At 61.7% G+C, this 12389-nt stretch carries 12 protein-coding genes; 8 read left to right on the top strand and 4 right to left on the bottom strand.

The features are described from left to right. Nucleotides 1-88: 88 nt before the first annotated feature. The 3 genes from UB31_RS04825 to UB31_RS04820 all read left to right on the top strand — a co-directional run bounded on the left by UB31_RS04825 (nucleotide 89) and on the right by UB31_RS04820 (nucleotide 2956). Nucleotides 89-1597 (top strand): sensor histidine kinase, encoded by a 1509-nt coding sequence (locus tag UB31_RS04825; RefSeq protein WP_045010177.1) that lies wholly within the window; start codon nucleotides 89-91, stop codon nucleotides 1595-1597. A gap of 23 nt (nucleotides 1598-1620) precedes the next feature. Continuing rightward, nucleotides 1621-1773, top strand: coding sequence for a hypothetical protein (locus UB31_RS41180; RefSeq protein WP_156175178.1), 153 nt, complete (start codon nucleotides 1621-1623; stop codon nucleotides 1771-1773). 88 nt (nucleotides 1774-1861) lie between these two features. Beyond that, the gene (locus UB31_RS04820; protein WP_045010008.1) at nucleotides 1862-2956 is read left to right on the top strand and encodes an amidohydrolase family protein; all 1095 of its coding nucleotides are present in this window, start codon (nucleotides 1862-1864) and stop codon (nucleotides 2954-2956) included. Between the two features lie 11 nt (nucleotides 2957-2967). Here UB31_RS04820 and UB31_RS04815 read toward each other — a convergent pair whose 3' ends face one another. Next, nucleotides 2968-3699: a cytochrome c biogenesis CcdA family protein gene (locus UB31_RS04815; protein WP_082078406.1), complete on the bottom strand. Its 732-nt coding sequence runs from the start codon at nucleotides 3697-3699 to the stop codon at nucleotides 2968-2970. A gap of 209 nt (nucleotides 3700-3908) precedes the next feature. Continuing rightward, entirely contained in the window at nucleotides 3909-4175 is a 267-nt protein-coding gene (locus UB31_RS04810) for a hypothetical protein (protein ID WP_045009065.1), read from the bottom strand. A 494-nt stretch (nucleotides 4176-4669) separates the two neighbouring features. Here UB31_RS04810 and UB31_RS04805 point away from each other — a divergent pair, with 494 nt between their 5' ends. The 4 genes from UB31_RS04805 (at nucleotide 4670) to UB31_RS04790 (ending at nucleotide 8745) form a co-directional block, all read left to right on the top strand. Next, nucleotides 4670-5719 carry a LysR family transcriptional regulator gene (locus UB31_RS04805; RefSeq protein ID WP_045008889.1) on the top strand — a complete coding sequence of 350 codons (1050 nt, stop codon included), beginning with the start codon at nucleotides 4670-4672 and terminating at the stop codon, nucleotides 5717-5719. Nucleotides 5720-5748: 29 nt separating this feature from the next. Continuing rightward, a complete protein-coding gene (locus UB31_RS04800) occupies nucleotides 5749-6120 on the top strand; it encodes a helix-turn-helix domain-containing protein (RefSeq protein ID WP_045008888.1) in 372 nt (123 codons plus the stop codon). Between the two features lie 361 nt (nucleotides 6121-6481). After that, nucleotides 6482-7810 carry a L,D-transpeptidase family protein gene (locus UB31_RS04795; protein WP_245305947.1) on the top strand — a complete coding sequence of 443 codons (1329 nt, stop codon included), beginning with the start codon at nucleotides 6482-6484 and terminating at the stop codon, nucleotides 7808-7810. A 119-nt stretch (nucleotides 7811-7929) separates the two neighbouring features. Then, nucleotides 7930-8745 (top strand): enoyl-CoA hydratase, encoded by an 816-nt coding sequence (locus UB31_RS04790; RefSeq protein ID WP_045010176.1) that lies wholly within the window; start codon nucleotides 7930-7932, stop codon nucleotides 8743-8745. A gap of 243 nt (nucleotides 8746-8988) precedes the next feature. Here the strand turns inward: UB31_RS04790 and UB31_RS04785 are convergent, their stop codons facing one another. Together UB31_RS04785 and UB31_RS04780 are read right to left on the bottom strand one after the other, a co-directional pair. Next, nucleotides 8989-10632 (bottom strand): cytochrome P450 family protein, encoded by a 1644-nt coding sequence (locus UB31_RS04785; protein WP_197087476.1) that lies wholly within the window; start codon nucleotides 10630-10632, stop codon nucleotides 8989-8991. Between the two features lie 219 nt (nucleotides 10633-10851). Further along, nucleotides 10852-11730, bottom strand: coding sequence for a LysR family transcriptional regulator (locus UB31_RS04780; RefSeq protein WP_045009063.1), 879 nt, complete (start codon nucleotides 11728-11730; stop codon nucleotides 10852-10854). Nucleotides 11731-11885: 155 nt separating this feature from the next. Here UB31_RS04780 and UB31_RS04775 point away from each other — a divergent pair, with 155 nt between their 5' ends. Then, nucleotides 11886-12203, top strand: coding sequence for an antibiotic biosynthesis monooxygenase family protein (locus tag UB31_RS04775; protein WP_045008886.1), 318 nt, complete (start codon nucleotides 11886-11888; stop codon nucleotides 12201-12203). Nucleotides 12204-12389 lie beyond the last annotated feature (186 nt).

Below are 12389 nucleotides of genomic sequence, written 5' to 3'. Positions count from 1 at the left end.
CCCTCCGAAAAGCGCAGTGGCGCAATACCGGCGCGGCATTATGCTTCGCCTGTCCGGTGCCGTCGCGCTGGAACCAGGATATCCGCGTTTGCCAAAGCTCACCCTGCCGGTCCGGCTCGCTCTCCTGGTGGCGGGAACGACGCTGCCAATGATCGTGTTTGCGGTCGGCATCGCCTTCTACAATTACAAGCAGGACCGCAGCGACGCGACCCGTCGCGTGCTGGAGAACGTGCGCAGCATGCGCCTGGTGCTGGATTCCGAGGTGCAGCGGATGACCGGCAGCCTGCAGGTGCTCGCGCTGACGAATTCGCTGCGAAACGACGACTTCCCGAATTTTCGCCGCATCGCGCTCGGCTTCCTCGACCAATACGGCAAGGGCGGCCTGGTGCTGATCTCCGACCGCAAGGGCCGGATCCTGTTCTCCTCCGCGACGGAAGACATCGCGAGCCTGCCGCCGCGCGGCAATCTCGAGATCGTCGAGAGGATGTTTGCGGCCAAGGCGCCGCAATATTCCGACCTGTTCACCGGCGCGCTCAATCGGCGACAGGTTCTCACCGTCGAAGTTCCCGTCTTCCGCGACGGCGAAGTGATCTACGACCTCTGCTTCGATCCGCCGATCAGCATCTTTCAGGACCTGGTGGAGAAGCAGCGGCCCGACCGGCAGTGGACGGTATCCCTGCTCGACGCTAAGGGCACCGTGTTCGCGCGCGTGCCGAACCCGAGTGAAACATTCGGCAAGCGCGCTTCGCCCTCGCTCTATGAGGAAATGTTCCGCGCACCCGAGGCGTCGCTCTCGTCGATCTCGCTCGACGGCATTGCGCTCGCGTCGGCCTATACGAGATCGCAGCTGACCAGGTGGACGGTCGCCGCAGGCGTCCCGGAAAGCTCGTTGATCGCGCCGCTCTGGCACAACATCGCGATCACCAGCCTGATCGGCGGCGTGCTGCTGCTGATCGGCTTGACCTTTGCCGTCAGAATGGCGACCACGATCGCGCGCGGCGAGATGCTGCACAATCTGCTGATCGACGAGCTCAATCACCGCGTCAAGAACACGCTGGCGCTGATGCAGGCGATCGCGGTGCAGACCTTCCGCAGCGCAAGCCGCGACGAGCGGGCCAAGTTCGAGGGCCGTCTCGGCGCGCTCGCCGAAGCGCATAATCTCCTGAGCCAGGAGAAGTGGCAGGGCTCGGAGCTGAAGGACGTGGTGACGCGCGTGCTCCAGCCCTTTCTGCTCTCCGGTCCCGAACGCATCCGCATGACCGGCCCTGCGGTGCCGCTGTCGCCGCGGCTTGCCGTGGTGCTGTCGATGATCGTGCACGAGATCGCCACCAATGCCGCCAAATACGGCGCGCTATCCAACGAGACCGGCCGGGTGACGCTGGAGTGGGAAGTCATCGCCGACACGCCGAAGCCGCGGCTGCGGCTGATCTGGAGCGAGATTGGCGGGCCGCCGGTGACGGCGCCGGTGCAGCGCGGTTTCGGCTCGCGCCTGATCGAGCGCAGCGCGCGCGACCAGCTCGGCGGCGAGGCAACGGTGGACTTCCTGCCGCGCGGCGTGGTCTGCACGGTCATTTGCGCGCTGGATGAGACGCGCTGAACGGTCCGAAAGGGAAAATGGCGATGAAGATCACCAATGTCCGCGCGCACGTTCTGGACACGAAGCACGTGTTCACACAAAATTGCTGGCGTGACGCGATGAGCTCAGAGCACACATGGCTCAACGACGAAAAAACGGCGCAATCCAATCCCCAACAATCGCGATCCATCCCGTAGTCACACCGAGGACTGCAGATGGACGAAACCGTTTGGCCCGTGCAAGCATCACGATCCAGTTTTGCAATTCGTCGCGGGAGAAGCAGAGATGAACACGAGGGATAGGACATTGCGAGAGCATCACGCGTGCTCTGCTTGCTGCGACCACACGTGGTCGCGCCGCGGCTTGCTCGCAGGAATCGGCGCACTTGGCCTGGCCTCGACCATCCCGTCCGTTGCGACATTCGGGCAAACCAGGCCAACGTTGATCGATACCCATCTTCATTTCTATCCGCCCGAATATCAGAAGCTCTGGCTTGGCTACGAAGACGCGCGCAAGCAGCCGCACTTCCCCGGTCAGGTCGCATGGACCCGCGAGAAGATGGTGGAAGACATGGACCGCAATGGGGTCCGTACCGGCATCCTGTCAGTCGCCTCCACGCCTGGCGTGTGGTTCGATCTTGGGCCGGTGGAGGCCTGCCGGCTGGCGCGGAGCTGCAACGACTACGCGGCGGAGATGATGCGCGACCACCCGGGCCGCTTCGGCCTGTTCGCGACCCTGTCGATGCTCGACATCGATGCCACCCTCAAGGAGATCGAATACGCACTCGACACGCTGAAGGCGGACGGGATTGGATTGCAGACCAGCTACGGCGACAAATGGCTCGGCAATGTCGCCTACAGGCCCGTGCTCGATGAGCTCAACCGCCGCAAGGCGGTCGTCTATGTGCATCCGCTGGTCGCGAACTGTTGCAGTGCCCTCAGCATCGGCACGTTTCCGGCGGTGATCGAAGTCCCGCACGACACCACGCGCACGGTAACGAGCCTGCTGCTCAGCGGCTCATTTGCCCGCTATCGCGACATCAAATGGCTGTTCTCGCACGCCGGCGGCACGATCCCGATGATGGCTGGGCGGATCAATTCGTTCTATGGAGCGCGGCCCGATCTGAAGGAATTTGCGCCGGAGGGAATCGAAGGCGAGCTGCGCCGGCTTCATTACGACACCGCCAACGCGACGTTCGCGCCGTCCATGGCGGCGCTGCTCAAGCTCGTGCCGGCCTCGCAGATTATCTACGGCACCGACTATCCCTATTTCGGCTTTGGCCAGTTCACACAATTGCAGAAGCTTGACCTGTCGGCGGAGGATCTCGATGCCATTGGCCATGAGAACGCGACGCGCCTGATTCCGAGGTTGCGGGCCTAGTCGCGGACGCTCTACCCGATCGTCTGCAACGCCGGAAACGTCTCGAGCAGCCAGATGCTCACATTCGAGACCGCGCCGGTGAGGAAGCCGATTCCGGTGATCACCATCAGCACACCCATGGCACGCTCGACGTTGACGAGCTGACCTTTCATGCGCGCGAACAGTCTTGAGAACTGCTTGATCATCAACGCCGCGATCAGGAAGGGAATGCCGAGGCCCGCCGAATAGACCGCGAGCAGGCCGGCGCCCTTGGTCACCGTCGCCTCGGCCGCCGCGATCGAGAGGATCGCGGCGAGGATCGGGCCGATGCAGGGGGTCCAGCCGAAGGCGAAGGCGAGCCCCATGATGTAGGCGCCCCAGAGTCCGACGGGTTTGGGCGCAGTCAAGCGCCCCTCCCGCATCAACAGGCCGATCCGCGTCAGCCCGAGGAAGTGCAGGCCCATGATGATGATGACGATGCCGGCGAGGATCGACAGCTCGGCCGACCAGGCGCGGATCAGCCCGCCGATCAGCGAGGCGCTTGCGCCGAGCGCCACGAACACGGTGGAGAAGCCGAGCACGAACAGCAGCGCCGCCATCATGATCGCGCGCTTGGAGGCGGCAGCCGGCTCGTCGCTCTCGACATGCTCGATCGTGGCGCCGGTGAGATAGATCAGATAGGGCGGAACCAGGGGCAGGACGCAAGGCGAGAGGAAGCTGACGAGGCCGGCAATCAGCGCCGCGGGAATCGAAACATTTTGCATGATGCAGTCGGAGCCATCCCCGGCTCTCGGCCAGCACGCCGGGAATGCGTGCCGGGGCCGGAGCCGAACCGGCTCAGGTGTAGCCGATGCCGGAGAATGCGCAACAGAGGCGCGATCAAACCAGGGCTCCTCCCGATGCCGCCTGCGATCACAGATGCGGCATCGGGACGCGCACGAATCTCGCCAAAAAGCGAGATTCGGCGGCGCGGCTACTTCACCACGCGGAGCAGCGGACGCCGGGGCTGGTCCTGCGTCTGCTTGGAGGGGGGCTGCGGTTCGCTACCAGCGCTCCGCAGCATTTCGTCGCACAATGCCTTGAGATCGGCACTGTCAATTCCTTTGAGTTTCATCCGCACGTCGAGGATGACGATCGAGAGCAGTTCGGCCGACTCACGGCTGTTGCTTTCGTTGAGAACCCTGCGGCACTCCTCAAGCGTCTCGAGCACCGACTGCAACTGTTCGTCTGAATGCGACACGGCGTTCTTTCCGTTAATTCGGCCTGCGAGACGTGCTTGCAACGATCCCCTCGGCCCCTCTGCGGAGCAAAGGATAGCACGAGGACTCCGTGCTCTTGAATACGATTTCAGTGTGTTTCTGCGTGGAAACCGCAGATCCAATCGACATCGCCCCGCGGCGCGAACAGCGAAAATCGAAGTGGTCATAAGTGAAACGCTTAAAGATGAAACGTCTGGCGGGGCGCGATTGATCCATTCTGCGAAGCCGCGCGACATCTCGCGCTCCGCCCTCCGGTCCAGACAGACCCGGCAATCCCGCAGCCATTTCAAGGCTCGCAACGGAACGCACGCGCACCCCTCTTCCGGGCGATAATTCACCCGATTCCAGCCCCCAAGCACACTCCAATACCAATTGTAGCACGGTAAGGATGGCGCTCAAAACCTGCCGTTCCTCAACCCGCCGAGGTTGTGGTTTGCGCCAGAGTCTGCCACTTTAGCGGCTCGAAGGGACTTGTATGCACTCCTTGGCGGAAAGGGGCGTTCCACTGGAGGAACGCCCAAAAACAAATCTCAGCGGCCTCTCGGATTGGGATGCGGCTCGGATATTCCTGGAAGTGGTCCGCTGCGGCAGTTTCCGTTCGGCGGCCGAACGCCTGTCGCTGTCGATCAACGCCGTCCGCCGGCGAATTGATGATTTCGAGCGTCAGACCGGCACCACCCTGTTCACCCGCGATGTCCACGGCACTCACCTGACCGATGAAGGCGCGCTGGTGGTCTCCGCCGTCGAGCGGATGGAAGCGGCTGCCTACGACGTGCTGCGCACCAGCGATTCGACGGCCAACGTCCTGTCCGGCGAGGTCCGCGTCGCCGTGACCGAGGGTCTCGGGACATTCTGGCTCGCCCCCCGGCTGGTTGAATTCCAGCAGGCCTATCCAAAGATCCTTGTCGATTTACATTGCGCGATGCGCTCGGCCGACGTCTCCCGCCACGAGGCCGACGTCGCCATTCATCTGTCGCGCCCCTCCGCGCTCGACGTCAAGCTGGTGCGGCTCGGCCGCATGCACCTGATGTTCTGGGCTTCCAAACAATATATCGAGAAACATGGCGCACCACGATCCGCGTTGGAATTGATCAAGCACCGCCTGGTGCTGCAATTCGCCGACCAGATCGCCGCCAAGGAAACATTCGAGAGCTTTTTCCCGGGCGTTCCGGAACGTGACCTTCTGGTCATGAAGACCAACGTCTCGAGCGCCAACTACTGGGCTGTCGCGAATGGCGCCGGAATCGGCGTATTCCCGAGCTACGCCATTGCGCTTGGCGGGAAGTTGATTCCACTGGAGGTCGAGCTGAACAGACCGCTGGATATCTGGTTGTCCTACCATCCCGGTAGCGGCCGGATTCCGAGAGTGCGGCACATGATTGACTGGCTGATCGAAGCTTTCAATCCGGCGCGATTCCCGTGGTTTAAGGAAGAGTTCGTGCACCCGCATGAATTCAAGGACTCGTATATGGGCGAACCCCTGACCCAGCTCTTCGGGGGATTTTCAACCGAAGAACAACGGTGAGAACTAGTATGAAAACAGCGGCGAAAAGAATGAAGCAGCGCAGTGCCGGCAAGCCGGACATTGAGCTGGGCAAACGGATCCGTCTGCGGCGCGTCGAGATGAAGATCTCGCAGGCTGAGCTCGGCGACAAGCTCGGCGTCAGCTTCCAGCAGGTCCAGAAATACGAGAAGGGCGTCAATCGTGTCGGCGCGGCTCGTCTTCAGCAGATCGCCACCGCCCTCGATGTGCCCGTGACCTTCTTCTATGACGGCGACAACAAGGCCCGCGAAGTCGAGAGCCTGCTCTTCCTCGACAGCGCCTTCAGCCTCCGGCTGCTGCGCGCCTACAGCAAGATCAAGGATCAGACGGTGCAGCGTCAGCTCGTCTCGCTGATGGAATCGATCGCGGCGAACGAAGCCTGATCGAGCGACGGTCTGGCCTCTCAGATCGATGTTCAATCCGCCGCGTCGGGGGGCGCGGCCGGATTGGGCGAGACCGACTGGATCGGGCCTGGTGGATCAGAGTTGGGCCCGCGCGCGCTATCGGCGCGCGGCGCAAGGTTCTCGGGGCGGCCTCGCCGCCCCTTTTTCTTGGCTCTTGTTGCCATTCGTCGCGGTTTTTCGCGAACCCGTCTTGACCTCGTTGCGACCTACTCGAGAGCCTCCGCGTTGGATGCGCGAGGGCCTCGATGCGCCGTGCTTAATGGGACCGCAACCCTGATGCCCTAGCTTCCCGCCGATTTTGCGAATCGGCGCACGCAGCACGGCGGCCGGGAATTGCCTGATGGGGAAGACAAGACACATGCTGAAGCGCCATGCCGTGATCATTGCCATGGGCCTGTTTGCGAGCGCCTCGGCGCTCGCGCAAACCGAGACCACGGGCCAGGCCGGCCCCAAGCAGGCAGCCCCGGCCGCGCCAAAAGCAGCCGTCGCGACACCGGCTTCGACGGCGGAGAGCCGCACGGCCGCGGCACTGGCGCTGACGCATGAACCGACCTATGACGAGGGCACCGCCCAGCGCATCAAGGACGCGGCGCTCAGCTATTCCGATCTCGCGGTGCGCGGCGGCTGGCCGGCGATCCCTGCGGACGCAAAGTTCACCCTCGGCGTCCAGGGCGCCAATGACGAGTTGTTGCGCAAGCGGCTGATCCTCACCAGTGACCTTGCCGCGGACAAGGCGAGCGGCGCCTTCGACCAGGATATCGCAGACGCCGTGAAGCGCTTCCAGGCGCGCCACAGCCTTGCGCCGACCGGCATGATGACGCCGCGCACGCTCGCGGCGATGAACGTGACGGTGCAGAAGCGCATCCGTCAGCTCGAGGCCTCGCTCGAGCGGCTCGAGAACACCAATTTCAGCTTCGGCCAGCGCTATGTCGTGGTCAACATCCCAGCCGCCTTTGCCGAAGCGGTCGAGAACGACGTTGTGGTGCGGCGCTATCGCGTGATCGTCGGCAAGACCGAAAAGCCGTCGCCGACGCTGACGGCGCAGATCACCGGTGTCGTCCTCAATCCGACCTGGACGGTGCCGTCCTCGATCGCCAAGACCGAAATCTCCGCGCATATGCGCAAGGATCCGACCTATTTGTCGCGCATGCACATGGAGGTGCTCGACGGCCACGACAATCCGATCGATCCACATTCGGTCGACTGGTCGGGCACGCATACGCCGAACTTTACCGTGCGCCAGCAGAACGGCACGTTCAACGCACTCGGCGCCGTGAAGATCGACATGCCGAATTCCTATTCGGTCTACATGCACGACACCAACCAGCGCAATCTGTTCAGCGACGACTACCGCTTCGATTCCCACGGCTGCTCGCGCGTCGACAATGTGCGAGATCTCGCCGCCTGGCTGCTCAAGGACCAGCCGAAATGGACCCGCGCTGCGATCGACACGGAGATTGCCACCGGGCAGCATCTGGAGGTCGCCATGGCCAAGAAGGTGCCGGTGGCCTGGATCTATCTCACGGCCTGGATGACCAAGGACCAGACCATCCAGTTCCGCAACGACGTCTATAACCAGGACGAGCAATTGCTGGAGGCCACCGCCGAGGAGGCTGCGTTCTTCAGCAATGCCGGCAACCATCCGCTGACCGCGCATATGGCGCAGTAGGCGCGAGCGCGCCATGCAATCGCGGCACAGGCGGGTGCGGACCCCCTCGCCCCGCCGCGGTTGACCCCGGCCGCGCCAAAGTCGCACATTACGCCTCGCCAAATATGAGCGAGCGCGCGATGCCTGATCTCTCCCATGAAATCTCCTACGCCGACGGCAAGATCATCACACACACCGCTGACGGCGTCGGCGTGATCACCTTCAACAATCCCGACAAGCGCAATGCGATGTCGCTGGAGATGTGGGAGGGATTTGGCGAGGCGCTGACCAGCCTGCGCGACGACGATGCGGTGCGCGTCGTGATCCTGCGTGGCGCCGGCGGCAAGGCGTTCGTCTCGGGCGCCGACATCAGCCAGTTCGAGAAGACCCGCCACAACGCCGCCGCGTCAGAGGAATATGGCAAACGCAGCGCCGCCCAGCGCGCCCTGCTCGCCGACTACCCCAAGCCGACGATCGCCTGCATCCAGGGTTTTTGTCTTGGCGGTGGCATGCAGGTCGCGATGCTCGCAGATATCCGCATCGCCGCGCAGAGCAGCCAGTTCGGCATTCCCGCGGCCAGGCTCGGCATCGCCTATGGCTTTGACGGATTGCGGCACCTGGTGTCGCTGGTCGGACCGTCCTGGGCGCGGCTGTTGATGTACACGGGCATACGCATCGACGCGGCGGAGGCACTGCGCATCGGCCTGATCGAGCGGATGGTCCCGGACGATCAGCTCTGGGGCGAGACGATGCTGATTGCGGAAACGATCTCTACCAATGCACCGCTCGCGATCAAGGCGGCCAAGATCACCATCGCGCAAGTGCTGAAGGACGAAAGCGGGCGCGACATGGACGCGATCAAGACGATCGGCACCGCCTGCATGGACTCAGCGGATTTCCGCGAGGGCCGGCAAGCCTTCATGGAGAAGCGCAAGCCGCAGTTTTCAGGGAAATAACCTCGGCGTCCGGCCGCGCCAGCAAAAAACTCGAAAACAACCCCATGCAAAGTAGAAATTGCTCAACAATTTCGCCCGGCATGACTTGAGCGGTTGCGACAACGAAGTTTGACTCGTCGGGCAAAACACGGGCAGAATTCGATGATGGCGCCGACCGCGCGAAGGTCGAGTTGATAGCCGATCTCAAGTCGAGCCTCTCGCAACGTGCCGACGCATTGCGGGCGCGCGTTTCGGAGAGACGCGCTAGGCAGATCTCGAGAACCCGATGTCATCGTCGATCACCGCGCCGGGCCCAACCGGAACCTTTCCAGGTCTTGACTGATTGAGATTGTGGAAGACGATCTTGTCGCGCCATACCTTGCGGAGAAAATCTCCGAACACGTCGATTGTCAGCTGCTCGCCGGGACAACGTCGATAACCGAAGCCGAACGGGGCGAATCCAGCATAATCGCAAACTGGTGCCGGCTTTCCTTCCGACACGGCAAACACTGTGCCGAAGCCGCTGTTGGTGATGCCGGTTTTCCGCCCGTCACTTACCGGAAGCGTCGTAATGTCGAAGGGGCAACGCGGCAGACCGATCTGCTTGCATTTTGCCTCATCGATCTGGGCGCTGGTCGGCACGCCCAGGTACCGCTGAGGGTCGAACCGCTCAGGCTCCTTCCACAGACGCGGGTCGAAGCTCGTCTCGGTATGGGGCGTATTCATGTATGAGTGCCGCTCGTAGGGCACACCGAACTGGGCGAATGGAGAGCCGCCGTAGAAGGACGAGGCGCGCGTGTCCGTGACCGCCGAAATACTGCCGCCGTTCGGCGAGATAGTGCGGAAGAACTCCATCACCAGAAGCTCGAGGGGCGTATAAGGCGCTCCGCTCGCATTGTCGAAGTTCCCGCTCATCGTCTTTTGGAAGGCCGCTCGCACCGCTTGATCCCCTCCGTTCTGGTTCAGGCGCGTCATGATGCCGAAGATGGAGTTTCCCCATTGGCTCAGCGCTACGAAATTGTGGAAGCATTCAAAGACAACGTCTTTCTTGGCAAAATGCTTTCCGTCGCCCGCATTCCTGAGCCAGTAATAGGCGATGGTCTTGTCGGGATTGGAAACCCTTTCGTTCGCGATGTCGTCCAGCCTCGCATCAATCCATTTTGCAAGGAACGGCCGAAGCGCCCTCACGGTCATATAGTTTTCGTATACGATCTCCTGCAATGGATTGCGAAAGGCGAGCACCGTGTTGAAGGCTTCTCCGATCGCGCGGACTTGAGGCGGTACGGCCTCGCCCTTCACGCCGAGGTGCAGATCCCAATAGATATCCCAAAAATGGTCGAGGTAGTGGCGCATGAAAGGCTTGTCGGCATACTTGGGGTCAAGAAGCGTGTCGAAAAACGCGACGACCTTGGCCTGATACTTCGGAACATAAAGGTCGGGAGTGACGCCGGTGAAATAGATACGCTTGCGCAGGTTGTTGGCGCCGCGATTCTCGAGCCCCTCGAGGAAAACTGTCACGCCGTCCGAAGGGGTCGGCTTCCAATCTTGGTAGAGCATTCCCCAAAAGTCCCAAGGGATCGCGTCCTGTTTGGTGAGAGGAAGGTCGATCATGGGAAGGATCGGTCGCTCGCCGGCGAAGATGCTGCCGAGAAAGAACGGGACCACTGCGTTGTCGACGTAGTCGCGGTCGAAGTGACTTGGGATCGTAGCGCGGAATTTCGCCAAGGCCGCGGAGAGGTCAGGAGCCTGAGGCGCAGCAGACGCCTGAGTGGAGAGCCCGCCTGCAGCAAGAGCCGCGGTGCCCATGAGGAGCATTCGTCTTTCTATGGAGAGAGGAGAAAGATGATCCGCCGAGCCTTCCAAGGACTTTGAGCTTGCAGAGGCGCCATCTTCGAACGGCTGGGGCATAGGCCTAAACTCCCTGGTGGCAACTCCTCGCCCGGGTATGACGGTTCTTTACAGACTTGCTCGCCCGGAACGAGGCGCGCATGAAGATGCCGATTCAATCGAACTTCGGAAGGTGCGGACATCAGCAAAAACCCTGGGCTGCTTGCGATGAAGCACCTCTGAGATTCTGAATGACGCGGTCAAAACCCAAGTCTGAGCGCGCGTCTGCCGTGGCTGTCTTTACTGCCCTCTGACTGCCAACCGGGAGCCCTGCAAGATCTCCTTCAAGGCCTGAACGTTCGCCGAGCCCGCTCCCCTGCGCCAGATGAGCACTGTCCACGCCCGGTTCTCCGTTCGTCCCAAGGGGTGGACGCTCAAAAGCCTTCTGTCTGGAAAAGTGGTGAGAACGCTTTTGGGAATCAGGGCGACGCCCATGCCCGCAACGACGCAGCCCAGCATGGCGTGATACGACGCCAGTTCGATCATGCGTTCCGGCATTTCGTTGCGCCTTGCGTACCAGTCTTCAAGACGCTTGCGATGCGGGCATCCGTGTTCGAAGACGATGATGGTACGTGGCAGGTTGCTGCCCTTCTTACCGATCGGCGGATGATTGGCGGCCGCAATAATCACCAACTCCTCCTCGAAGGCGAGCACCTTCTCAAATGGCTCATCGGCGATGGGTTCGGCAACAAGCGCTGCATCGAGATCGCCGGCGAGAATGGCGCTCGCGAGAAACTGTGGATTGCCGGTGCGAAGCTCCAGAACGACGCCTGGATGCCGTTGGTGGTATTCGCTGAGCAGTCCCGGCAGCCTGACAGCCGCCGTGCTTTCCATCGCGCCGAGGCGGAACGTGCCGCGTGGTTTTGCGTCTTGCAGGGCATCGCGTGTTTCGTCCGCAAGCGCGAGCAGGCGATTGGCGTAGCCAAACAGCACCTGCCCCTGGGGGGCCAGATGAAAACGCTTACCCTCTCGAATGAAGAGGGCTACGCCGAGATCCTCTTCCAGCTGCCGGATACGGGTTGTCACATTGGACTGAACGCGATGCAGCCGTTCAGCCGCGCGGGTCACACCGCCTTCGCGCACAACAGCGACGAATATCCGCAGATCCGACAGATCCATATATCTCTCAACGTGATCAACTAGATCATAATTATTCATTATATGTGATGATACGCCTCACGTAAAGATCGCGGCACGGACGATGGCGCTGCCGACCAGGCGATGACTGCCGCAAAGGCGGTGAACAAAGTTCGTCACACACAGGAGCTTGTCTGATGATCGTCACTGTCTTTCGCACGCGGCTGAATCCCGGCGTGCAGGATGAATATGCGCCGATGGCAAAGCGCATGAGTGAACTGGCGCAAGCAATACCTGGCTACATCTCGCACAAGGGCTTTGTTGCGGACGATGGAGAGCGAGTGACGATCGTCGAATTCGAGACCGAGGAAGCGCTTCATCAATGGCGGATCGATCCCGAGCACGCCAAGGCAAAGCGGCGCGGGGTCGAGGCCTTTTTCAACGAATTCAAGTTCCAGATTTGCAGCGTCATTCGGGAGCGAGTGTGGACTGCAAAGGCAACCCGCGGCGTTTGAATTGACCATCGGTCGAAAGGCAGCCAAGTCGCTCGGCCTGACATTGCCCCTGTCACTGCTCGGCCATGCCGACCAGATCATCGAATAGGACTGCGGCTTGGATGAGTCTGCTCGTGGGCCCGTAATGGAGGTCGCCACCACTTTGACGGATCTCGGCTTTTGGCCCAAAGCTGAGCAACACTCGCT

Origin of the sequence: Bradyrhizobium sp. LTSP849 (assembly GCF_000938255.1) — a bacterium.
Lineage (GTDB): Bacteria > Pseudomonadota > Alphaproteobacteria > Rhizobiales > Xanthobacteraceae > Bradyrhizobium.
Note: the sequence above shows the minus strand (reverse complement) of the source record. Positions and strands in the feature narration are given on the sequence as shown.

What these genes read in the sequence shown, in the direction of transcription:
- UB31_RS04775 (WP_045008886.1), top strand. Translation starts at nt 11,886, where the DNA reads ATGATCGTCACTGTCTTTCGCACGCGGCTGAATCCCGGCGTGCAGGAT.
- UB31_RS41180 (WP_156175178.1), top strand. Translation starts at nt 1,621, where the DNA reads ATGAAGATCACCAATGTCCGCGCGCACGTTCTGGACACGAAGCACGTG.
- UB31_RS04820 (WP_045010008.1), top strand. Translation starts at nt 1,862, where the DNA reads ATGAACACGAGGGATAGGACATTGCGAGAGCATCACGCGTGCTCTGCT.
- UB31_RS04790 (WP_045010176.1), top strand. Translation starts at nt 7,930, where the DNA reads ATGCCTGATCTCTCCCATGAAATCTCCTACGCCGACGGCAAGATCATC.
- UB31_RS04815 (WP_082078406.1), bottom strand. Translation starts at nt 3,699, where the DNA reads ATGCAAAATGTTTCGATTCCCGCGGCGCTGATTGCCGGCCTCGTCAGC.
- UB31_RS04795 (WP_245305947.1), top strand. Translation starts at nt 6,482, where the DNA reads ATGGGGAAGACAAGACACATGCTGAAGCGCCATGCCGTGATCATTGCC.
- UB31_RS04805 (WP_045008889.1), top strand. Translation starts at nt 4,670, where the DNA reads ATGCACTCCTTGGCGGAAAGGGGCGTTCCACTGGAGGAACGCCCAAAA.
- UB31_RS04780 (WP_045009063.1), bottom strand. Translation starts at nt 11,730, where the DNA reads ATGGATCTGTCGGATCTGCGGATATTCGTCGCTGTTGTGCGCGAAGGC.
- UB31_RS04800 (WP_045008888.1), top strand. Translation starts at nt 5,749, where the DNA reads ATGAAGCAGCGCAGTGCCGGCAAGCCGGACATTGAGCTGGGCAAACGG.
- UB31_RS04785 (WP_197087476.1), bottom strand. Translation starts at nt 10,632, where the DNA reads ATGCCCCAGCCGTTCGAAGATGGCGCCTCTGCAAGCTCAAAGTCCTTG.